General features: G+C 74.1%; 18 protein-coding genes. 7 read left to right on the forward strand and 11 right to left on the reverse strand.

The genetic code is table 11. The annotated features are described in order from the left end of the window. The 6 genes from E4099_RS32875 to E4099_RS07755 form a co-directional block, all read left to right on the forward strand. A partial coding sequence (locus tag E4099_RS32875) for a PucR family transcriptional regulator (protein WP_167828313.1) occupies positions 1 to 777 on the forward strand: 777 nt, incomplete at its 5' end. A gap of 336 nt (positions 778 to 1113) precedes the next feature. Beyond that, positions 1114 to 2415 carry a type III PLP-dependent enzyme domain-containing protein gene (locus tag E4099_RS07735; protein WP_135338203.1) on the forward strand — a complete coding sequence of 434 codons (1302 nt, stop codon included), beginning with the start codon at positions 1114 to 1116 and terminating at the stop codon, positions 2413 to 2415. A gap of 348 nt (positions 2416 to 2763) precedes the next feature. Beyond that, entirely contained in the window at positions 2764 to 3897 is a 1134-nt protein-coding gene (locus E4099_RS07740) for a methyltransferase (protein ID WP_135338220.1), read from the forward strand. Positions 3898 to 3988: 91 nt separating this feature from the next. Further along, positions 3989 to 4573 (forward strand): TetR/AcrR family transcriptional regulator, encoded by a 585-nt coding sequence (locus tag E4099_RS07745; protein ID WP_135338204.1) that lies wholly within the window; start codon positions 3989 to 3991, stop codon positions 4571 to 4573. A gap of 50 nt (positions 4574 to 4623) precedes the next feature. Continuing rightward, positions 4624 to 5994, forward strand: coding sequence for an MFS transporter (locus E4099_RS07750; protein ID WP_135338221.1), 1371 nt, complete (start codon positions 4624 to 4626; stop codon positions 5992 to 5994). 232 nt (positions 5995 to 6226) lie between these two features. Then, positions 6227 to 6562, forward strand: a complete 336-nt coding sequence (locus E4099_RS07755; RefSeq protein ID WP_135338205.1) for a YnfA family protein — start codon at positions 6227 to 6229, stop codon at positions 6560 to 6562. Between the two features lie 24 nt (positions 6563 to 6586). Here E4099_RS07755 and E4099_RS07760 read toward each other — a convergent pair whose 3' ends face one another. Together E4099_RS07760 and E4099_RS07765 are read right to left on the reverse strand one after the other, a co-directional pair. Further along, positions 6587 to 9334 (reverse strand): SpoIIE family protein phosphatase, encoded by a 2748-nt coding sequence (locus tag E4099_RS07760; protein WP_135338206.1) that lies wholly within the window; start codon positions 9332 to 9334, stop codon positions 6587 to 6589. 234 nt (positions 9335 to 9568) lie between these two features. Further along, complete coding sequence (locus E4099_RS07765) at positions 9569 to 10426, reverse strand: class I SAM-dependent methyltransferase (RefSeq protein ID WP_135338207.1); 858 nt, start codon at positions 10424 to 10426, stop codon at positions 9569 to 9571. Between the two features lie 327 nt (positions 10427 to 10753). Here E4099_RS07765 and E4099_RS07770 point away from each other — a divergent pair, with 327 nt between their 5' ends. Then, a complete protein-coding gene (locus E4099_RS07770) occupies positions 10754 to 11314 on the forward strand; it encodes a DinB family protein (protein WP_135338208.1) in 561 nt (186 codons plus the stop codon). Between the two features lie 166 nt (positions 11315 to 11480). On the opposite strand, the gene E4099_RS07775 is transcribed toward E4099_RS07770, so the two are convergent. From E4099_RS07775 to E4099_RS07815, 9 genes are all read right to left on the reverse strand, one after another. Beyond that, positions 11481 to 12023 carry a DUF4188 domain-containing protein gene (locus E4099_RS07775; protein ID WP_135338209.1) on the reverse strand — a complete coding sequence of 181 codons (543 nt, stop codon included), beginning with the start codon at positions 12021 to 12023 and terminating at the stop codon, positions 11481 to 11483. A gap of 13 nt (positions 12024 to 12036) precedes the next feature. Next, complete coding sequence (locus tag E4099_RS07780; RefSeq protein WP_167828314.1) at positions 12037 to 12561, reverse strand: SRPBCC family protein; 525 nt, start codon at positions 12559 to 12561, stop codon at positions 12037 to 12039. A 98-nt stretch (positions 12562 to 12659) separates the two neighbouring features. Next, on the reverse strand, positions 12660 to 13262 hold the full coding sequence (locus tag E4099_RS07785; RefSeq protein WP_135338210.1) for a TetR/AcrR family transcriptional regulator: 603 nt from the start codon (positions 13260 to 13262) through the stop codon (positions 12660 to 12662). A gap of 117 nt (positions 13263 to 13379) precedes the next feature. Further along, complete coding sequence (locus E4099_RS07790; RefSeq protein ID WP_135338211.1) at positions 13380 to 14303, reverse strand: alpha/beta fold hydrolase; 924 nt, start codon at positions 14301 to 14303, stop codon at positions 13380 to 13382. Positions 14304 to 14770: 467 nt separating this feature from the next. Next, complete coding sequence (locus tag E4099_RS07795) at positions 14771 to 17602, reverse strand: helix-turn-helix transcriptional regulator (RefSeq protein WP_135338212.1); 2832 nt, start codon at positions 17600 to 17602, stop codon at positions 14771 to 14773. A 287-nt stretch (positions 17603 to 17889) separates the two neighbouring features. Further along, entirely contained in the window at positions 17890 to 18300 is a 411-nt protein-coding gene (locus E4099_RS07800) for a RidA family protein (RefSeq protein WP_135338213.1), read from the reverse strand. A gap of 134 nt (positions 18301 to 18434) precedes the next feature. After that, complete coding sequence (locus E4099_RS07805; protein ID WP_167828315.1) at positions 18435 to 19490, reverse strand: RNA ligase family protein; 1056 nt, start codon at positions 19488 to 19490, stop codon at positions 18435 to 18437. Positions 19491 to 19646: 156 nt separating this feature from the next. Next, entirely contained in the window at positions 19647 to 20825 is a 1179-nt protein-coding gene (locus E4099_RS07810; protein ID WP_135338215.1) for a cytochrome P450, read from the reverse strand. Further along, positions 20822 to 21364, reverse strand: a complete 543-nt coding sequence (locus tag E4099_RS07815; RefSeq protein WP_135338216.1) for a nuclear transport factor 2 family protein — start codon at positions 21362 to 21364, stop codon at positions 20822 to 20824. The genes E4099_RS07810 and E4099_RS07815 overlap by 4 nt, the downstream gene beginning before the upstream one ends. Between the last annotated feature and the right edge of the window lie 55 nt (positions 21365 to 21419).

A 21419-nucleotide genomic window follows, 5' to 3' on the forward strand; every position in this document is an offset into this window, starting at 1 on the left:
CTGCTGGAGGGGCGGGGGTCCGCCGAAGTCCTGGCGGCGCGCACCGCCTTGCCCCGGGAGGGGCGGTGCGCGGTCCTGGCGGTCCGGGCGCTTGCCGGACCGGGCGACGAGGAGGCCGGCGGGCGGCTCCCGGGCCTGTCCGCGCTGCACTGCGCGGCACAGGGCCACCAGGTGGTGGTCGTGCCGGCGGGCCGGGACGTCCTGGTGCTGTCCGGTGGCCTGGCGAAGGATCCGGAGCAGGCCGCGGGGCAGGTCTCCCGGCTGGGCGAGTCGCTGGCCCGGCAGCTGTCCTCCGCGCTGGGCAGTGATGTGCGGATCGGTCTGGGAGAGGTGCGGGACCGCCTCGACCAGGCGCCCGATTCCCGCCGGACGGCCGACCTGGCGCTGCGGGCAATGCTCTTCAGCGGCTCCCCGCGCGCCAGCGCCCGGCTGGACGAGCTGGCGGAGGCGGTGGCGATGCTCCAGGTCCTCGACGCGCTGGGCGAGCTGGCCCTGCCGCCGGACACCCCGGTGGCACGCCTGGCCGCGTACGACGCCCGGCACCGCGGCGGGGCCCTGGTGGCCACCCTGCGCGCCTACCTCGACCACTTCGGCGACGTTCCCGCGGCGTCCCGCTCCCTGAACGTCCACGCCAACACCTTCCGGTACCGGCTGCGGCGGCTGCGCGAGGTGTGCGGCATCGACCTGGACGCCCCGGACGCCCGGTTGCTGGCCCAGCTCCAGCTGCGCCTGATGAGCCGTGAGGCCGATGGGGACCTGGAGGCCGGGGGTAGCTGAAAGGGCATCGCGGGGCTTGCCGGGGCTTTCGGACAGGGGCCGCTTGAGCAGGACCTCCGCCCGCGCCCGCGGGCATCCGGACTCCGCTGCTGCTCACCCCGCGGCCATCCGCCGGCACCCAGGCCGTTCGTCGCCGCGCACCAGCCAAGCGGGCCGGATTCGTCGCCCGGCACCACCGCGGGTCGCCGGGGACCGGAGCCTTGGCCGCCGGTACGACCCGGACCGGCCGATCCCGGCGGTCCGGACGAAGACGCGGGTGGTGTCTGGCGGACACGGTGGTCAGTGGGCCCGGAGATCTGCCGGGCGGTCACCGATGATGATGCGGGAGGTGCGGACATGACCGGCTCTGAGGCGGCCGAGCGCCGTGAGCGCATTCTGCGCGCGGCGGTACGGCAGCGGCTGCTCGACCCCGAGGAAGCCGTACTGGCGGGCTTCGTCGATCTGGACGGGGTCGCCGCGAACGTGGCGGAGCTGCACCGGGCCTTCCCCGCCTCGGTGAGCGCCCTGCACACCTTCGCGGCCAAGGCCAACTGCCTGGTGCCGGTACTGGCCTGGCTGCGGGAGCACGGCATGGGCTGCGAGGTGGCCAGCGCGGGCGAGCTGGCCCAGGCGCTGGCCGCCGGGTTCCCCCCGGAGCGGATCGTCTTCGACTCCCCGGCCAAGACCCGCGGGGAGCTCTCCCTGGCGCTGGAACTCGGTGTCGCGGTGAACGCGGACAGCTTCCAGGAGCTGGAGCGCATCGATGCCGTGCTGGCCTCCCACGCCTCCGCCTCGCGGATCGGCGTACGGGTCAATCCGCAGGTCGGCGGCGGTTCGATCGGGGCGATGAGCACCGCGACCGCCACCTCGAAGTTCGGCATCGGTCTGGCGGACGAGGGCAACGCGGAGCGGCTGCTGCGCGCGTACCGGGAGCGGCCCTGGCTCAGCTGGGTGCATGTGCACGTGGGTTCGCAGGGCTGCCCGCTGGAGCTGATCGCGCGCGGTGTCGCCACTGCGGTGGCCTTCGCCGACCGGGTCAACGGCGAGCTCGGCCGTCGCCAGGTGGTGGGCATCGACATCGGCGGCGGGCTTCCGGTCGACTTCGGCAGTGACGGATCCGGGCCCGGCTTCGACACGTACGCGGCCGCGCTGCGCAGGCACGCCCCAAGGCTGTTCGACGGTGAGTACCGGATCGCCACCGAGTTCGGCCGCTCGCTGATCGCCAAGCACGGCTTCACCGCCGCGTATGTCGAGTACACCAAGACCACCGGAGGGCGGCCGATCGCGATCACCCACGCCGGCGCCCAGGTGGCCACCCGAACCGTGTTCGCGCCCGAGGCATGGCCGCTGCGGATCAGCGCGCACGATCCGTCCGGGGCCCGCAAGGACGGCGAACCGCTGGCGCAGGACATCGCGGGCCCGTGCTGCTTCGCCGGAGACCTGCTCGCCCGGGCCCACCCGCTGCCCCGGCTGGATCCGGGCGACATCGTGGCGCTCCTGGACACCGGGGCGTACTACTTCTCCACGCCGTTCCACTACAACAGCCTGCCCGAGCCCGCGGTGCACGGCGCCCGCCTCGACGCCGAGGGCAACGTCCACTTCCGACTGCTGCGCCCGGCGCAGACCCTCGCCGAGCTGCTGGACCGCAGCGGCCGATGAGCCAGGTCACCGCGCCGGCCCCTCCGGCGCGGTGGCCGCGGCCCGGGAGTTGCCGGCGGCGTGCGGCGCGCCGCTGGACGGCACCTACCGCGCGTCCCGGGAGGGTGCCTTGGCGCATGAACTGGTTTGCCTGCGGAGAGAGGACTGTGCGAGCCTCTTACGGCATCTCTCCGAAAGGGCTGGTCATGGTATTCGGCATGGTGCTCGGCGACCTCTCCTCTCGCACTTCGACGCGGGAACGGTAGCCCTGCCTGCCTGAACACGCCCGTGCTGTAGCACGGGTCGTTTCTCCTGCTCCTCGTCGAAGTGCTCTTCGTGCCCCGCACGTTCGAACACGAGGAGTACCTGGTGTCCACGATCCACTGGACCGAGTCTCACGCCCCCCTTTCCGCCCGCTGGCATTCCGAGAGCGCGACCCCGCCTCCCCGCAGGGTCGTCAGGGCGGACGACCGGCTGAAGGCCGACACCGCCTACCGTCTGGCCTGCGAAGGTACCGCCCTGCTGTGGCGGGGCGACTTTCACAACGCACGTCAACTGCTGCGGGCGATGGGCCGCCGCATCGACCGCAAGCCTCCCCGGCGAGGTGACAAGCCGTCAGAATCCTTCCATCTGCACCGTCGTTACCGCGGCCACCGCGCCCGGGTGCTGGGCAGGCTCCTTGTCCTGCTGGAAGACGACTACCGCCTGAATCTGCGCAGAGCCCCCGAGGTGGGCCGCGCGTGCATCGAGGCGTACGGTCCGCCCTCCGCGCCGGTGGCTGTCTCGCTCACGGAACTGCTGGGCGTGATCGGAGCGCACCAGTGGCGCGCGAAGGGTGTGGAGGTATCGGCTCTCGGCGCTCGTATTCACCCGCACTACGGCGTGTTCTCCCCGGTCAGGGGCGAGTACGTCGACCTCGTCGCCCAGACGCCGCTCCCCGCACCGGCGGATCCCCGCCCGGGCCGCCGCACCGCGTTCGACCTCGGTACGGGGACGGGGGTGCTCGCGGCCGTCCTGGCCCACCGGGGAATCGACCGCGTGGTGGCCACCGACATCAGCCCGCGGGCGCTGGCCTGCGCGGGCGACAACCTCCGCCGACTGGGCCTGACGGAGCGCGTCGACATCGCCGGCCCCCGGCTCTTCCCCGAAGGGCGCGCGAACCTCGTCGTCTGCAACCCGCCCTGGATCCCGGCCCGGCCGACCTCCGCCGTGGAGCAAGGCGTCTACGACTCGGACAGCGGCATGCTCCGCGACTTCCTGGCCGGACTCACCGCCCATCTCGAACCGGGAGGTGAGGGCTGGCTGATCCTGTCCGACCTCGCCGAACTCCTCGGGCTGAGGACACGCGGCGAGTTGCTGGCCGGCATCGAGGCGGCGGGCCTGCGCGTGGTGGACAGGATCGACACCAGGCCGCGGCACCCGCGAGCCAGGGACACCACCGATCCCCTCCACGCCGCCCGGGCCGCGGAAGTCACCTCGCTCTGGCGCCTCGCCTCCACCTGACGTTCACCGCCGGCTGCCGCCCGGGACGAGGAGGGCTCCAGCGGCACCAGGGTGAGTAGACACTGTCTACTCACCCTGGTAGACAGTGTCTATGAGCGAGTCGGACGCGGGACTGCGGGCCCGCCTGATCGAAGTCGGCGTGGAGCTGGTGGCCCGGGAAGGGGTGCAGGCCCTGACGCTGCGGGAGATCGCGCGCCGGGCCGGCGTCTCCCATGGCGCCCCGCGCCGGTACTTCCCCACCCATCTGGAGCTGCTGTCGGCCATCGCCCGCCAGGGGTTCGCCCAGTTGGCCGAGCGCGCCGGCCAGGTGTTCGGCGACCAGGAGGCCACCCCGCGCGCGCGGCTCCTGGCGCTGGCCCGGGTCTATCTGGACTTCGCGGAGTCCAACCGCGGCATGTTCGAGCTGATGTTCCGCCACGACCTGCTGGAAAGCGGCCGGCTCGGCCTGCGGGACGCCAGCCTGCCGCTCTTCGGCGCGATGGCGGAGCTGGTCGCCCGGGCACGACCGGACTCCCCCGAGCCGCCCTCGGTGGCTGCCGGGGCCCTGTGGGCGAACCTGCACGGCATCGCACAGCTGTGGCTGTGGGGCAGCCTCCGGCTGGCCACCGGCGCCGAGGACGTCGAACCGCTGCTGCGCGCCGCGCTCGACGCCCATCTGGGCCCGGAGGACCGGTGAGGCCCCGGCACCGGCAGCACCTCACCCTCGCCGGCAGCGTCCTCGGGGCGATGATCGTGGCCCTGGACGGCACGGTGCTGACGGTCGCCCAACCGGAACTCCGCCACGATCTGCACGCCTCCCTGCCCCAGGTCCAGTGGACCAGCACCGGCTACCTGATCGCGGTGGCCAGCCTGCTGGTCTTCGCAGGCCGACTGGGCGACCGGTACGGCCATCCGCGGGTGTTCGCCATCGGCGCCCTGGGCTTCGGCGCCAGCTCGGCGGGGATCGCCCTGGCGCCCGCCATCGGCTGGGTGATCGGCCTGCGGATCGCCCAGGGAGTCTTCGGCGCACTGCTGCAGCCCGCCACCCTCGGCATGCTGCGCGCCGCCTTCCCGCCCGACCGGCTGGGCATGCCCATCGCGCTGCGTACCAGCGCCATCGGCCTGGCCGCCGCCGCCGGGCCGGTCCTGGGCGGCGCGCTGGTCACCGGCCTGGGCTGGCGGTCCGTCTTCCTGCTCAATGTGGTGCCGGCGATCCTGCTCACCGCCCTGGCCCTCGCCCTGCGGGACCCGGCACCACGGGCCGCCGACGGGTCCCGGCTCGACCTGGCGGGCGCCGGACTGCTCGCGGTGGCCCTGGTGTGCCTGGTCCACACCCTGGTCGCCATCCCGGAGGACGGCTGGACGGCGACGACCGCGCTGGGCTGCCTCGGGGCGGCGGCCGCCGGCGGTGCGTTCCTCCGCCATGAGCGGCGTACCGTCCACCCGCTGGTGCCGCCCGGCGCCCTCGGCTCGCCGGCCGCGGGCTTCGCGCTCGGGGTGCTGGTGTGCGCCTCGGCGGCGATGTTCGGCGCGCTGTTCGTCGGCACCTACTTCCTCCAGGACGTCCTGGTACTCGATCCGCTGCGCTGCGGCCTCCAGGCGCTGCCGCTGGCGGTGATGATGGTGGTGGGCGCGCCGGTCTCCGCACTGCTGCTCCGCCGGTACGGGGCACGCCGCACGACCGTGGTGGCGATGGCCCTGCTCGCCCTCGGCATTCTGCTGCTGTCCCGCCTGGACCGGTCCTCCGGTCCGGCGGCCATCGGCGTCGGCTTCCTGGCGGTGGGGGCCGGGTTCGGGGCGGTGATGACCACCGCGACCTCGGTCGTGGTGCGCGGCGCCGCCACCCGGGACGCCGGGGTGGCCGGCGGGCTCCAGCAGACCGCCATGAACATCGGCCCCGCCCTGGGAGTCGCCCTGGCCACGGCGCTGCTGACCCTCACCGCGCCTGCCTCGCCCGCCGGTCACCCGCCCTCGGGGAGCCACCGCTGGAGCGGCACTGCCCTGCTCTCCGCGATGGGCCCCACCCTCACCACCCTGGCGGCGACCGCCCTGCTCGGCGTACTCCTGGCGACCAGACTGCCCGCACCCCTCCCCGGAGCGGGCCGCCGACCCGGGTGAACACGGCGCCAGGCGGGGCGCGATCACCCCTCGGACGCCTCGGGTGGTCCCTCCGGACCCTTGGTCAGGTCGCTCCGCCTGGAGGACACGCTCGGCAAACGTCTGCTCGGTGACACTGTCCACCGGGCGGGGGGTGGGTTCGAGAGCGAAGGCGGCGGCCCCCGGGCCAGGGGCGGAAGGGCCCGGTGGTCGGTGGGAAGGGAGCCGGCCGACGCGGGTAGGGTCGACGCTCATGACCGTGCTCCGCTCCCTGGCCCTGTTCCTCTGTGCCGCGCTCTTCGAGATCGGCGGCGCCTGGCTGGTGTGGCAGGGCCTCCGGGAGCACCGGGGCTGGCTCTGGGCCGGTGCCGGCGCCATCGCCCTGGGCTGCTACGGCGTGGTGGCGACCTGGCAGAACGACGAGAACTTCGGGCGTGTGCTGGCCGCCTACGGCGGGATCTTCGTGGCCGGGTCGATCGTCTGGGGCATGGTCGCGGACGGTTACCGCCCCGACCGCTTCGACCTTCTGGGCGCGCTGATCTGCCTGGTGGGGATGGGCGTCATCATGTACGCGCCGCGCGGCCACTGACCTCGGGCGGGCGACTGCCGTGCGTCACCGCTCCTCCGGGGGCAGCGGCTGCTCCGCCCAGATGACCTTGCCCTGGGGGGTGTACCGGGTACCCCAGCGCTCGGTGATCTGGGCGACCAGGAACAGCCCCCGGCCGCCCTCGTCCTCGGTGGCCGCGTACCGCAGGTGCGGTGAGGTGCTGCTGCCGTCGGAGACCTCGCAGATCAGCGCGCGGTCCCGGAGCAGGCGTACGCCGACCGGCGGGGAGCCGTGCCGGATGGCGTTGGTGAGCAGCTCGCTGAGCACCAGCTCGGTGCCGAAGGCGAGCTCGTCCAGGCCCCAGGCCGTCAGCCGCTCGGCGACGCTCGCCCGCATCCCGGCCACGGCGGCGGGGTCGTACGGCACCTCCCAGGAGGCGACCCGGTCGCTGCCGAGTGTCCTGGTCTCGGCGATGAGCAGGGCCACGTCGTCCCTGGGCCGGGCGGGCAGCAGCGCCTCCAGCACCGTCCGGCAGCTGTCCTCCGGCGAGAGTCCGGGCCGGGCCAGCGCCTGGCGCAGCAGTTCCATGCCCTCGTCCAGGTCCCGGGTGCGGTCCTCGATCAGCCCGTCGGTGTAGAGCACCAGTCGGCTGCCCTCGGGCAGGCTCAGTTCGGCGGTCTCGAACGGCATCCCGCCCACCCCGAGCGGCGGCCCTGCCGGTAGCTCGGGGTACTCCACCGTGCCGTCCGGGTGCACCAGGGCGGGCGGGGGGTGCCCGGCCCGGGCCATGGTGCAGCGTCGGGAGACCGGATCGTAGATCGCGTACAGGCAGGTGGCTCCGGTGATCCCCGCGCCGTCCGCGGCGCCGTCGGGGTCCGGCGGTCCCGCTTCGCCGGACGGTTCCTCCAGGTCGATGCGGTTGACCAGGTCGTCGAGGTGGCCGAGCAGCTCGTCGGGGGGCAGGTCGAGGGTGGAGAAGTTGTGCACCGCGGTGCGCAGCCGCCCCATGGTGGCCGCCGCGTGCAGGCCGTGGCCGACCACATCGCCGACGACCAGCGCCACCCTGCTGCCCGAGAGCGGGATGACGTCGAACCAGTCGCCGCTCACCCCGGACTGGGCGGGCAGGTAGCGGTAGGCGACCTCCAGGGCGATCTGCTCGGGCAGCGCGCGGGGGAGCAGCCTGCGTTGCAGGGTGGCCGCCACGGCCCGCTCGCGGGTGAAGCGGCGTGCGTTGTCGATGCTCACGGCGGCGCGGGCGACCAGCTCCTCGGCGAGGGAGAGGTCCTCCTGGTCGAAGGGCTCCGCTCGGTCCGCGCGCCAGAAGTTGGCCACGCCCAGGACGGTGCCGCGCGCCTTGATCGGGGCGCTGATCAGGGAGTGGACGCCGGAGTCGAGGATGCGGCGGGTGAGTTCCTCGTCATGGGCCCGCCATCCGTGGGCGGCTGCCAGGTCGGGGACCAGCTCCGGCCGGCCGCTGCCGAATCCGCGCGCCTGCGGCGTGGTCGGTGCGAAGTCGATCAGTGTGCCGACCGTGTAGAGCGGTGTGTCGTCCCGGATTCCGCCGGCGGCGCTGCGCCGCATCCGCGCCCCGACGCCGGCCGGCTCGTCACCGCGCAGTACCGGCTCGGCCAGGTCGACCGTGACGAAGTCGGCGAACCGCGGGACGGCGACCTCGGCCAGTTCCTGAGCGGTGCGGACCACGTCCAGGCTGGAGCCGATGCGTACCCCCGCGTCGTACAGCAGATCGAGGCGGGTGCTGGTCGCCTCCATCCGCCCGGTCAGGGCGCGCAGCTCGGTGGAGTCGCGGAGGGTGACGACGGTGCCCATGGCGTCACCGTGCGGGTCGGTGGGGCGCTGGTTGACGGCGAGCAGCCGGTCGCCGGCGGGCAGCAGTTCGTCGTTGGCGGTACGGCCCGTGGCGACCAGTTCCGCCACCTCGGGCGCCAGCCCCGGCAGCTCGCGGATGCGCCGGCCCTCCGCGTTCGGGGGCAGCTCCAGCAGGCGCCGGGCCTCGTCGTTCGCCAGCAGCAGCGTGCCGTCCCCGTCGACGATCAGCACGCCCTCGCGCACGGCGTGCAGCACCGCGTCGTGGTGCTCGTACATCCGGGTCATCTCGGCCGGTCCCAGACCGCGCGTCTGCCGGTTGAGCCGGCTGGCCACCAGCCCGGTGCCGGTCATGGCCAAGGCGAGCGCGGCGGCTCCGGTGCCCAGGATGATCGGCAGTTGACGGTTGAAGGGGTGCGAGGCGTTGGTGACCTTCAGCCCGGCGGCGACCAGGCCGACCACCTTCCCACGGCTGTCGGTGACCGGGACGATGGTCTGGGTCTCCTTGCCCAGGGGACCCTGCACGCTCTCGGTGTGGGCGTGGCCGGCCAGCGAGGGGCCGATGGTGCCCACGAACTTCTTGCCGATCTCCCCGGGCTCTGGATGGGTGTAGCGGATCCCGTGGGTGTCCGTGACCACGATGAAGTCCATCCCGGCCTTCACCCGCGCCTGCTCGGCGGACGGCTGCAGGATCCGGGAGGGGTTCGGCGCGGCGAGGGCGGCCCGGATCCCCGGGGAGTGCGCGTAGGTCTGGGCGACGGCGGCGGTGCGTTTCCGGGCGTCGGCGTCGACCTCGTGCCGGGACTGGAGCAGCAGGGCCAGCACCGCACCGGCTACGAGCAGCACTACGACCGCTACCTGCAGGACGAAAACCTGCGCGGCAACGCTCCGTGGACGTCTCCCGATCAGTGACCTGGCCGATAGGCCCCGGAATCGGCCGAATCCATCGACCACATCGCCATTCTCTGCCACCCGGGCGGACGGGGCCATCGCGCCGGCGAGTGGATCACCCCGCCGACGGGGCCGCGGGTGAGCGGCAGCCGGGGCCGGAGACCGACGGGCCGGGCGACGCACAGGCTCGGCCGGGCCCATGGCGCCGCTCGGGACCCGCCCGAGCGGCACACGGCCGGTTCGTCCCCCCGGGCCGGCGGCGGCCCGGGGGGACGTCGCCGGCGGGCGGCGACGGCTTCCGCCGGGCGGGTGAACGGCGGCCGCTCCGCGGTCTCAGGCTCCGTGCGGCGGCGGGGCCGAGGGCGCCGCGGCGGTGACCCGGTAGTAGTCGAGCAACCCCTCCCGGTAGGCGGTGAGGAAGTGCCGCGACCAGGCGTCGGCGTAACCCACGGTGACCAGCCAGCGGTCCCAGCCGGGCCACACCCGCGGCCCGATGGACTCGGCACGCACCGACTCCAGTCCGGCGTCGCCGAGCGCACCGGTCAGCGCGTCGAGCGGGTGGGCCAGATCGAGACCGCTGGCGAAGCTGTCCAGCATCCCGGCGAGCCGGTCGGGGGTGTCCGGGGCGTCCCGCGGTGGGAAGAACCCGGCGACGACCACCCGGCCCCCGGGGCGCAGCACCCGGGCGGTCTCGCGGGCGAAGGCGCTCAGGTCGCGGAAGTGCTGGGCGGCCTCGACACTGTAGAGGGCGTCGAAACGACCGTCCTCGAACGGCATGCGCTCGGCCGCGCCCTGCCGGAAGGAGAGCCGGGCGGGGCGGTCGGCCAGCAGCCCTCGGTTCTCCCGAGCGGCTCGCTCCAACTGCTGCGGATGGATGTCCATGCCGGTGACCTCGGCGAAGCCGGACTCCTCGACGGCCAGGGCGCAGCCCAGCCCCAGTCCGCAGCCGACCTCCAGTACGCGGCCGGCCGGCCCGGCACCGCCCGCCCCGGGCGGGGTGAGTGCCTCGAACACCTGCCGGTACATCTGCCGCTGGCTGCGGACGCGGTCCGCCACGGTCAGCGGCCGGTCCAGGTCGATGCCGTCCCAGTAACCGAAGTTGATGAAGCCGCCGGCGAAGGCCGGGACCGAGCTGAGGTCGGCGGGTCCGTACACCTCGCGGACCTCGGGCGGGATGGACTCGGAGATCATCGGGTCGCCCCTCGTCTGCTACGCGGTTGGCGGTACGTGGCCCCAGCATCGTAGGGCGCGGAGCGCTCGGTAAGGAGGTGGTGACGGAAGACGGGCGGGGATCCGAAGGCGCGTGGCGCTTCGACTGAGGGTGGTGGCGGGAGACGGGCGGGACCCAAGGGCGGGGAGCGCTTCGTATGCGACGCCCGCCCGCACCCCGCCGGCGCCGTCTGGCACACCTGGAACGCCTGCCACACCTGCCAACACCTCGCGGCACCCACCCACGCCTGGTGAGCACCGCGAGATAATCGCTTGCCCCTCCCACCGCCGCAGAGCATCATCCGCCTGATGAGCGACATACCCGAGCGATGGACCCAGGCCAGCGTCTACCCCGATATGTGGGCGGACCCCGACAAGGACCCCCGCAACAAGGACGGGGTCGGCCCGGACGGTGAGTTGGCGACGCTGCGGGAGTTCCTGCGCGACTACCGGCTGACCCTGCGGATGAAGTGCGAGGGCCTGGATCCCGAGCAGATGGCGCGCCGGTCGGTGCCGCCGTCGACGATGTCCTTGCTGGGCCTGGTCCGCCATCTCGCCGAGGTGGAGCGGGACTGGCGCAACTGGATCGTCCCCGGGGACCCGGCGCCGAAGCTGTACGGGGCGCGCGATGCCGACTTCGACGGAGCCCTCGCGGAGCAGGCGCTGGTGGACGGCGCGTTCGCCGATCTGGCCCGCGAGCAGGAGGCGACCGACGCGGCCTTGGACGCCTACCCGGATCCGGGCGCGCGGGTGGGCAAGGACGGCGACTCCGTGCGGGCGCTGTGGGTTCACCGCGTGGAGGAGTACGCCCGCCACTGCGGCCACGCCGACCTGCTGCGCGAATGCGTCGACGGCCGGGTGGGGCAGTAGTCCGCGCCCCTTCGGCCGAGGCGCCCTCCGGGTGGAGACGCGGGAGCCCGTACACCGCCGGGCTCCCCTGGTGCCGGTGGCCGGCGCCGCGCCGCCGGTCCTCACCACGGCTCACCCAGCGGGTGAAGGGCGCCGGGTGCGGGCGGCACGGGCCGGGTCCGCGACGTCAGGTCAGGGTCTCGCCGGTCGGCCGCGTGTCGCCCGCGGCGGTCGCCGGCGTGCGGTGGGCGAGCCGGTCCGCCGCGTGCCGGCCGCGGCTCTCCACCGGCAGGACCCCGATGGCCTTCGCCAGCCCGGAGGGCGGCATGTCGAAGTAGATCGACTCGTGCGAGCCCTCCGGCACGATGTACGTCTCGTGCCAGAGCCCCACGTGCCCGCGGGTCTTGCCGGCGCGCACCTTGCGGTTGGCGATGCCCCACACCTTGTGGTGGAACGCGTCCGGCGCGGAGGCGTAGGCGTACAGCTTCTCCTTGGACTCCCAGTACTGGACCACGTAGTAGGTGCGGGGCGAGGCGGTCAGCAGCACCCGGTTGAGCAGGCCGCGGCTGGGGTCCTTGGCCAGTTCGCGGAGCATGCGGAACATGGCGAGCATCACCTGCGGCCACTGGTGGACCGCCCAGAAGTGGTTGATGCGCATACCGATCAGCAGGACCACCGCGTCGCCCTCGGTGGCCGCGGTGGTGTAGCCGGGACGTGGCTTGGCGAACATCACTGTCTCCCGATCACCCGTGACGGGCGTCTGTGTGCGGGCTCGGAGCCCCTTCCAGGTGCCGCTTGAGGCGCTGGAGCGTGGTGGCGATATGGGCGCTGTTGGCCCCGGGGCGATCGATGATGCCGGTGATCAGCATCGCGAAGGGGATGAACCAGAGGGGCGCCCGCAGCCAGCTGGTCTCGGTGACGGTGCAGCCCTCGGCGGCGGGTTTGATCTCGTAGCACCAGCGGGCGATGGGGATGCGCAGGGGCGACGCGGTCACCTCGTAGGCGAAGCGTCGCCCCGGGTCGGCATCGGTGATGCGGCAGGTGGTGACCCAGCGGCGGATCCCGTTGCGGTTGTAGCCGCGGAAACGCGCACCCACACGAGCGGAGGTGGCGCCGTACAGCCAGCGGGCGCGGTGGGCCTCCTCGGCGAGCCGGGCCATCGCGGGCGGGTCGCCGATGACCCGGTAGGCGTCGGCGGGGGTGGTGCGGATGGTGACGGCGCCGGTGGCCGCGGGCTCGGGGAAACGCGGGATGCGTGGTCTGCGCACGGAGTCGCCTCCTCACTCATGTAAGCAGTGATTACATCAGTGGGCGAGGAGGTGGTCAAGGTTTCGGCGGGCCCCGCCCCACACCAAGTGCCGGATGTTCAGGCGCGGTTGGTGATGCTGGGGCCGATGGTGTCCAGGACCTGTTCGGCCAGCCGCTCCGCGTTCTCCGCGGGCAGATAGCCGTCCACGATCATCTGGGACAGGCCGTAGACCAGGGCCTGTGCGGCCAGCCCCACCAGTGCGGGGTCGCCGGGGCGGACCCGGCCGGCCTCCTGGTCGGCCAGGATGACATCGGTGAGCCCCTGCTCGATCCCGGAGAGCCGCCGGCGCAGTTCGGGCGGCTGGGTGGCCGTGAACACCCGCGACCTGACCAGCTCGAAACGGCGCGGGTGGCGGACGGCATAGCGGACGAAGCCCAGGCCGAGCGCGCGCAGACCACCGCCCTCGGCCTGCCCGACCGCGGCGAGCTGCCACCGCTCGAAGTCCGCGAGCACCCGGTCTGCCACCGCCATCATCAGCGCCTGGCGATCCGGGAAGTGACGGAACGGCGCACCCGGCGACACTCCGGCCCGGCGCGCCACCTCCCGCATGGTCACCTTCTCCGCGCCATGCCTGTCCAGCAGTTCGAGGGCGACCTCGGTCAGGGCCTCGGGCAGTGAACCATGGTGGTAGCGGGCGCGTTCGGCGTGCTTGTCACTCATGCCCGCAGTGCTATCACAGGGCGGCGTACGGGCCTGTCCTCGCCGACCGGGGGTACGCCCGCTCCGGTCGGCGAGGGATCGGCCGCCGCGGTGGCGGCACGGGGACGGTCGGCGGTTTCACCTCATCCCGGCCCGCACCGAGGCCAGATGGCCGATCAGCGCCCCGGCGAGGGGCTCCACCGTCTCCGGCGCGATCAGGTGCCCCATGTCGGGGACGATGAGCAGCCGTGCGCCGCGGATCGCCTCGGCGATCAGCGGTCCGTGGCCCGGCTTGGCCGGTTCATGGCTGCCCTCGATCACCAGGGTGGGTGCCTGCACCCGCTCCAGCGCGCCGACCGGTTCGAACTCGGGCGCGGCCATTCCGGCCAGCCGGTGGTTGGCCGTGGCGCGCGGATCGCGGGCCCGGTCGAACAGCACCTCCTCCAATCGCCGTTGGGCGTCCTCGTCGAACGGCAGGGCGGTGCCGTTCAGCACCCGGGCCGCCTCGATCTGGAAGTCGACCGTCTCGGCGCGCCCGGACGGCGGCGGGGAGGTCATCACCGTGCGGTAGAACGCGGTGAACTCCGGCCGCGGCTCGGGCAGCGCGCCCGCCGGCTGCTCCTCTCCCATCAACGCCCGGACCAGTACCTGGCCCTCGCGTTCGCCCAGCGGCGAGGAGCCGATCACGGTGAGCGTGTCCACCCGGTCCGGGTGGTCGGCGGCGATCCACTGGGCGAGCAGCCCACCGGCCGAGTGGCCGACGAGGTGGGCCCGGTCGATGCCCAGGGCGTCCAGCAGTCCCAGCGCGTCGTCCCTGAGCGCCGCCCAGGTGTACGGGTGGGTGGCGAAGTCGCGGGTGGTGGACCGGCCCATGTCGCGGTGGTCGTACCGGATGACCCGGTACCCGGCCGCGGCCAGCTCGCCCACCAGGGCGTCCGGCCACAGCAGGCACTGGCTCATCGATCCGGCGATCAGCAGTACCGGCGGGTGGGCCGGGTCGCCGAACTGCTCGGTCCACAGCTCGATGTCGCCGACCCGTACCAGCTGTCCGTCTACCGTCATCCGTGTCTCTCCTGTGTCCGGGGTGCGATGTCCGTGCGCTGCGGGGCGGGCTCCGTGCCCGGGCCGCCCCGATGCGGAGAACTCTGCCGGGGCGCGCGCCCGCGGCCATCCGTAGGACCACTGGTGACCACTACGGGGCGGCCACCGGTGGACCCAGGGGGTGAGGTCCACCGGGCCGGCAGGGCGCCTCCCGGTGGGGCACGGGGGGCCGGAGCTAGGTCCTGTCCGGTCGACCATGCTGGATCAGGGAGCGGGGTCTGGTGCGTGCAGATGCAAGGCGGAGGAGGGAGCCACTGCGGAGCGATGGGGGTCCCTCCCTGCTCGAGCGAAGCCGAGAGCTCGGGGGAGACTGACGACAACGCCGCATGGGGGCACCCCTGGGGGCACCCCCAGCGGTAGCTGGGGGAGGTAGCTGGGGGAGTGCGTGCCAGGGCACGCGAGCCCAGCAATGATCGGCCGGATAGGGCCTAGGCGGCCGGTTCGGCGAGCAGGCGGGCCAGCTCGGTGCGGGAGGCGATGCCGAGCTTGGGATAGACCTTGTACAGGTGGTACTCGACGGTGCGGGGGCTGAGGAACAGCCGGGCCGCGACCTCGCGGTTGGAGGCGCCCTCGGCCACCAGCCGGGCGATCCGCAACTCCTGTGCGGTGAGGGCGGCCAGGGCCGTCGGCGCCTGCTCCTCGGCGGTCTCCCCAGCGGCCCGCAGCTCTCCCCGGGCCCGCCGCTCCCACGGCTCGGCACCCAGCTGCCGGAACGCCTCCGCCGCCTCCCGCAGATACCGGCGGGCCTCGGCGACCCGGCGGTCGCGGCGCAGCCGTTCGCCCAGCAGCAGCCCGGTACGAGCCCGGTCGTAGCCGGCGCCCGGGTCCGCGGCGAGCAGCCGCAGTGCCTCCTGGTACAGCGGCACGGCGCTGTCGTCGTCGGCGACCAGGGCCCGGCAGCGGGCCAGCAGCGCCCCCGGCCGGGGCGAGTTCGCATGGGCCGACCAGCGCTCCAGGAAGGCAACGGCCTCCCGGGCGGCGGCCTCGTCCCCCGCGGCCATCGCCGCCTCGACGCGGTCCCCCGCCGACCCCCAGACCACGATCGGGTGCCCGGCTCCGGGGCCCGCCGCGGTCAGCGCGGTGAACCGCTCGTGCGCCCGCGGGTACCGTCCGCCGGCCAGGTCGAGGATGCCGAGCGCATAGCCGGCCACACCGGCCCGCAGCCCCAACCGGTGCGGGATCGCGATGGCCAGCGCCCGCCGCGCGTACTCCCGGCACTCCTCCTCCCGGCCGCGTACCGCGGCGCACACGGCCAGGTTGGCCAGGTGCGCCGCGGCGGAGTTGTCCGCTCCGGAGGCCGTGGCCAGGGCGAGTCCCTCGGTGGACAGCGCGGCGCTCAGGGCGAACCGGCTGTTCATCCGCTCGGCGGTGGCGGTGTTCTCCAGGACGACGGGGAGGGTGCCGGTCATCCCGGAGACCCGGGCGACCGTCCCGGCCCGCGCCCCGTAGCCGGCGGCGGCGTCCCCCTCGCCGAGCAGGCTGGCGCCGGCCGCCGCCCACAGCAGGGTGGCCGCGTCGTCCTCGTCCGCCCGCACCCCGGACAGCGCCCGCCGCAGCAGCGGCACGCCCTGCTCGGCGTCCCCTTCCTGCAGCGCACCGCAACCGGCCAGTACGTCCCGCAGGAAGGCGGTCGCCCGGTCCCACGGCCCGGGCAGCGCCCCGGCCAGCCGGCCGATCCGGATGCCCGCGTCCGCGTCGCCCACGGCGGAGGCCGCCTCGGCCGCGTCGGCCAGGAGTTCGACGGCCCGCCGTGCCGCGGCGGCCCCGGTGGCAGGCGCGCCCTCGGCCGCGTCGACCGCACCGCCCGCCCGTCGGGGCTCCGCGGACCGCACCGCCTGTTCCGCCGCCTGCTCCGCCGCCGTGTGGAAGATCCGCAGGGCCTGGGCCGCGTCGCCCGCGGTCAGTTCGAAACGGCCGCGCAGCCGGGCGAGTTCGGTCCGTACCGCGGGATCCTCGGCGATCTCCTCCGCGGCGGCCAGGGCGGTTCTGGCCTGGCCGGGGCGTCCGCCGAGCCAGGCCGCGGCGGCCGCGTCGGCCAGTCGGCGGGCGCGCGGTCCGCGCTCGGGCGTCAACCGGGCGGCGAGGGACAGGGTGTCGGCCGCGTCCGCGTATCCGCCCCGGTCCCGGGCCCGTTGGGCGGCGGCTGCCAGGTCGGCGGCGACCTCCTCGTCCGGGCCGAGGGCAGCGGCGGCACGGTGCCGGGCGCGCCGGTCCGCGTCGCCCGCCTCGTCCAGCAGCGCGGCCAGCGCCTGGTGGACGGCCCGGCGGTCGGCCGGGCTCGCCGTGGCCGGGACGGCCGAGCGGATCAGCGGATGCCGGAAGGCGATCTCGGTGCCGGCCGACACGAGCCCGGCCGCCTCCGCGGCGTCCAGGGCCCGCGGCGCCACGCCCAGCCGGGCCGCCGCACCGAGCACCAGGTGCGGATCGCCCCGTCCCTCCAGCGCGGCGACCAGCAGCAGCCGGCGGGTGTCGGCGGGCAGTCGGGCGATCTGCGCTCCGTAGACGGTGTGCACCCCATCGCCGATCGGCAGCGGCTCGGGCAGCGGCTCGCGGCCGGTCAACTGCTCGGCCGTCAGGAGTTCGGCGGTCTCCCGCATGGCCAGCGGGTTGCCACCGGTGGCGGCGGTGAGCCGCTCGACCGCCTGGGGTGCCGGCTGAACCCCGGTCCAGCCGACCAGCGCGGCGGTGGCGTCCGCCGCGCCCAGCCCGCCCGGGCGTACCTCGGGCAGCTCGCGCAGCAGATGCCGGGCCTCGGGGGTGTCGCGGGTGCCGATGAGCAGCCCCACGCCCTCGGTGTCCAGGCGCCGGGCGGCGAAGAGCAGGGCGTCGGCGGAGGCGCGGTCCATCCAGTGGAAGTCGTCCAGGACGCAGAGGAGTCCCCGCGGCTCGGCGGCCTCGGTCAGCAGCGACAGCACCCCGGCGGACACCAGGAACCGGTCCGGTGCCCCGGCCGGGGCGGGCAGGCCCAGCGCGGCCCGTACCGCGTCACGCTGCCCGTCGGGCAGGGCCTCGGTGAGCGCCGCCACCGGGCGCAGCAGCTGGTGCAGGGCCGCGAACGCCAGCCCGGTCTCGGGCTCGGCCCCGGTGGCCCGCAGGACGCGGACGGGTGCCGCCCGGTCGGCGGCGTGCCGCAGCAGCGCGGACTTGCCGACCCCCGCGTCACCGCGCACCACCAGCGCCCGCCCGGTGCCCGAACGCACCCCGGTCAGCAGCTCCGCCACCGCGGCACGTTCATGGTCCCGCCCGGCCAGTACGTCCATCGCGCACCCGCTCCCCCGGTCTTCGGGGGACCTCGTGCCACCCGCCCGGGCCGAACTGTACCGACCCGACGATCACCCACCGGGCGAGGGCGAACCCTCTCCCTTCGGTCTCGGGGGCGATCGGCGTGGGGACGCACTGGCTTCGCAGGGGAGCACCGGCTCCGGCCCGACTTCCGCGGTGCCGTCACCTCGGGGTGATCATGCCGGCCAACAGGCCCATACGCGCGGTGCCGCCAGGCGCTTCCGGGTCCGGGCCGCGCTCGGCCGCCGCGTTGTGCCAACGGACCTCAGGAGTCGAGCACGGCGGCGACGGCCTCGATCTCGACGAGCTGGTCCTCATAGCCGAGGACAGTGACGCCCATCAAAGTGCTGGGGACGTCATGGTCGGCGAACGAGTCCCGGACCACCTTCCATGCGGACACCAGGTCCTCCCGCCGGGTCGAGGCGACGAGAACCCTGGTGCTGATGACGTCCTGGAGTGACGCGCCGGCGTCAGCGAGAGCAGCCCGCATGTTCTCGACGGCTTTCAGCGCCTGACCCGCGTAGTCCCCGATCGCTGCCGTTGAGCCGTCGTCGTTCAGGGGACACGCCCCGGCGAGGAAGATCAGGCGGGAGTCGGCGGGCGCCGTGGCCGCGTAGGCGTACTCGGCGACATCGGACAGGGAGGCGGAGCGGATCAGAGTGATGGCACGAGCCACGGTCATCGAGTCCTTTCCCATGGAATGTTGAGCGTGGACATCCTGCCAACGGCTCGTTGGCACCCGCCTTCCATTTTCTCCGGCGGGCTCGCGAGCGAGACCCGCTCCTCGCTGGCCACGCACTGCCCGCCGCGTCACCTTCCGTCCCGTTTGCCCGGGCGGGTGGTGCGGGACGGGCGGCGGTCCTCGGCGTCGAACGCCGCCAGGGAGCGGGCCCCCGGCCCGAGCGCTCGCCGCAAGGCCGCCGTGAGCCCCTCGTCCAGTCCTCCCAGGCCCTCGGCGAGTTCCTCTGCGACGTCACGGACGATCTCCTCCGCGACGGTGTCCACCGGAGTGCGGGGGCCGAGCTTGCTCACCGCGGCAGCCGCGCGGGCCGGGGTCAGCAGTGCGGCCGCCTGGACCAGGAGCCAGGCGGGAAGCCCGGCCGCGCCCCGCGGCGGCACCGGATGGGGGCGTGCGCCGTCGTACCGCTCGTCCTCGGCGAAGGCCTTCTGCTTGACCTTCACCACCGGACGCGCGTCGGTACCCGTGGGAGCCTCGCGCCAGGGGCCGGCCGGTTTGAGGACGTACCCCTCGGCCAGGTTGTCTTCCAGTTCGGGAAGCCCGAAGAGGGCCGGGACCCTGGTGGGGAAGGCGCAGGGCAGCTCCTGGAGCGCGTGCCGCGCGCCGCGTCCGAGCGCGGGAGCGCACACCAGCCCGGCGGTTGCCGAGGCCGCGCGCAGCGCGCGGTCCGAGATCCACCAGCGGTCCTCGGCCGTCTCGACCGAGGCGTCGAACAGCAGCCACCGCAGGCCCGGCGCGTACCACACCCCGGTCTGCACCGGCTCGGCTCCCGCGACCGGGGGAACGTCCGGGTGCGGGTAGCGTCCGCCGGCCAGCTCGCCGTACACCGTCACCACCGCGCTTCCGCCCCATTCGGTGCGCAGCGCCGAGGCCAGACGGGCCGCCGCCACCGACAGTTCGGGCCAGATCCCGCTCACCCCGAAGAAGCCGTCCAGCATCTCCTCGCCCAGCAGTTCGCGCCGTTTGGCCGGATGGACCCCGGCGTGGTCGCAGACCACCGCGAAGTGCGCCCCGTGCACCTTCTCCACCGCGATCCACTCTCGGACTCCGGAGCCGGAGTGCCGTGGTCTCGCGGGGATCTTGGGGTACGGACGCAGTCGGGAACCGGCAGGCGCGGTGTCGGTCATGCGCAGGATCATCGCCGTACGTCCGGGCCTCGGGCAACCGGGATTCACCGCGCCGTCGTCCACCGGGCGCTGCCCCGGCGGCGGACGGCCGTGGGCGGGGCCCGGATCACCGGCCCCGCCCACGCGACACCCTCGTCGACGCCGTGAGTCGCTCGTTCAGCGGCCGTAGCGCAGGGGCAGACCCGTCAGACCGCGGAGGGAGTCCGAGGTACGCCAGCGGAGTTCCTCGCGGGGGACGGCGAGTTCCAGGGTGGTGAAGCGGGTCGCGATCTCGGACAGGGCGACCGTGATCTCCTGGCGGGCCAGGCGCTGGCCGAGGCAGAAGTGCGGGCCGTGGCCGAAGGCGAGGTGGGCCGGGGTGGCCCGGTCGATGTCGAAGGTGTCCGGGGCGGCGCGTACCGCCGGGTCCCAGTTGGCGGCGGACAGCAGGAACCGCACCAGCTCGCCGCGGCGGATGCGCACGCCGCCGACCTCGATGTCGCACAGCGCCACCCGGTTGGTGGTGGCCAGCAGCGAACCGCGGTAGCGCAGGCCCTCCTCGGCCGCGGCGGCGGCGAGCTTGGCGGGATCGGCGCGCAGCGCCGCCAGCTGGTCCTCGTGGGTGATCAGCTCCACCAGGGTGCTGGAGATCGCGTACGCGGTGGTGACATGGCCCGCGAAGAGGAGCACCGAGCAGAAGCCGACGAGTTCGAGGTCGGTCAGCGCGGTGCCGTCCTCGAAGGTGGCCGTCACCAGTTCGCTGAGCAGGTCCTCCGTCGGTTCCCCGCGCTTGGCCTCGACCAGGCTCCCGCAGTAGGCGAGGAAGGCGTCGAGGGCGGCCTGGCGTACCGCGCTGTGGGGGGAGTCCACGTTCTCCACCCGGTCCTTGAACACCGCCCGGTCGGCGACCGGGACACCCAGCAGTTCGCAGATCACCTCCAGCGGCAGGGGGTTGGCGAACTCCTCGAGGAAGTCGGCCGTGCCCGCGTCGCCGAGCCGGTCCAGCAGTCGGCGGGCGATGTCGACGACGCGTGCCTCCAGTCGCCGTACGGCACGCGAGTTGAAGGCGGCGCCCACCAGTTTGCGGTAGCGGGCGTGCTCCGAGCCGTCCTGCTCGAACAGGACGGTGCGGCCGTCCGGGGACTGGGCGGCGTGCGGGGCGTGCGGATGGAGTTCGTTGGAGACCCGGGAGTCGGCCAGCAGCTGCCGGACCAGCGGCGCGCTGAGTACGGTCCACGCCTCGGTGCCGCCGGTCTGGCGGGTGCGGATCACCGGGTGCCTGCGGGCCAGCCGGCCGAGTTCGCGTTCCGCGTCGGGGCCGGACGAGATCTGGAAGAGGTCGAGTACCGGGATCACATCGGCCTTCCTGGGGTGGTCGGGTCGGGGGCGGGCTGCCGGTCCGTGTCCAGAACGCCGTACAGCGGGGGAAGTTCCCGCAGCCACAGATGCCGGTCGGCGATCCGCCAGCGGTCGCCCTCCTTCGCCAGCACATCGGCGTAGACCCCGCTGCGGCTGAACTCCTGTCCGCCGTCGACGAGCGCGAAGCCGACGCACATCAGCGACCGCACCTCGGCCGTGTCCTTGCCCAGCCGGATGATGAAGGTGTTGGTGGTGAAGTGGCGCTGATGGGCCTTGCGGGTCTCCAGGTGGTGGCCGCGCAGCGCGGACATCGCGGCCACGATGTTCTCGCGGCCGGCGACATACGGGGGGAAGGAGTCCGGGGCCGGGGTGAAGGCGTACCGCGCGTCCTCGGTGAACAGGTCACCGAGCGTCGCGTAGTCGCCGCAGTCGTAGGCGAGGCTGTAGGCGGCGATCAGGTCGTGGATGGCGGCCCGGTCGGCGAGGTGGGCCGGGTCGGCCACCGTCCCGGCCTTGCGGTCTGTCGGTCGCGGCATGGGTGTCTGCTCTCCTTGGGCGGCTTGGGGCGGGTACGGGGCGTTGGGCGGTGGG

The sequence above is a fragment of the Streptomyces palmae genome (genome assembly GCF_004684805.1).
GTDB classification, from domain to species: Bacteria; Actinomycetota; Actinomycetes; order Streptomycetales; family Streptomycetaceae; genus Streptomyces; species Streptomyces palmae.

Coding starts and splice junctions, on each gene's coding strand:
- E4099_RS07735 (WP_135338203.1), top strand. CDS start 1,114: ATGACCGGCTCTGAGGCGGCCGAGCGCCGTGAGCGCATTCTGCGCGCG.
- E4099_RS07745 (WP_135338204.1), top strand. CDS start 3,989: ATGAGCGAGTCGGACGCGGGACTGCGGGCCCGCCTGATCGAAGTCGGC.
- E4099_RS07750 (WP_135338221.1), top strand. CDS start 4,624: ATGATCGTGGCCCTGGACGGCACGGTGCTGACGGTCGCCCAACCGGAA.
- E4099_RS07755 (WP_135338205.1), top strand. CDS start 6,227: ATGACCGTGCTCCGCTCCCTGGCCCTGTTCCTCTGTGCCGCGCTCTTC.
- E4099_RS07760 (WP_135338206.1), bottom strand. CDS start 9,334: ATGGCCCCGTCCGCCCGGGTGGCAGAGAATGGCGATGTGGTCGATGGA.
- E4099_RS07765 (WP_135338207.1), bottom strand. CDS start 10,426: ATGATCTCCGAGTCCATCCCGCCCGAGGTCCGCGAGGTGTACGGACCC.
- E4099_RS07770 (WP_135338208.1), top strand. CDS start 10,754: ATGAGCGACATACCCGAGCGATGGACCCAGGCCAGCGTCTACCCCGAT.
- E4099_RS07775 (WP_135338209.1), bottom strand. CDS start 12,023: ATGTTCGCCAAGCCACGTCCCGGCTACACCACCGCGGCCACCGAGGGC.
- E4099_RS07785 (WP_135338210.1), bottom strand. CDS start 13,262: ATGAGTGACAAGCACGCCGAACGCGCCCGCTACCACCATGGTTCACTG.
- E4099_RS07790 (WP_135338211.1), bottom strand. CDS start 14,303: ATGACGGTAGACGGACAGCTGGTACGGGTCGGCGACATCGAGCTGTGG.
- E4099_RS07795 (WP_135338212.1), bottom strand. CDS start 17,602: ATGGACGTACTGGCCGGGCGGGACCATGAACGTGCCGCGGTGGCGGAG.
- E4099_RS07805 (WP_167828315.1), bottom strand. CDS start 19,490: ATGACCGACACCGCGCCTGCCGGTTCCCGACTGCGTCCGTACCCCAAG.
- E4099_RS07815 (WP_135338216.1), bottom strand. CDS start 21,364: ATGCCGCGACCGACAGACCGCAAGGCCGGGACGGTGGCCGACCCGGCC.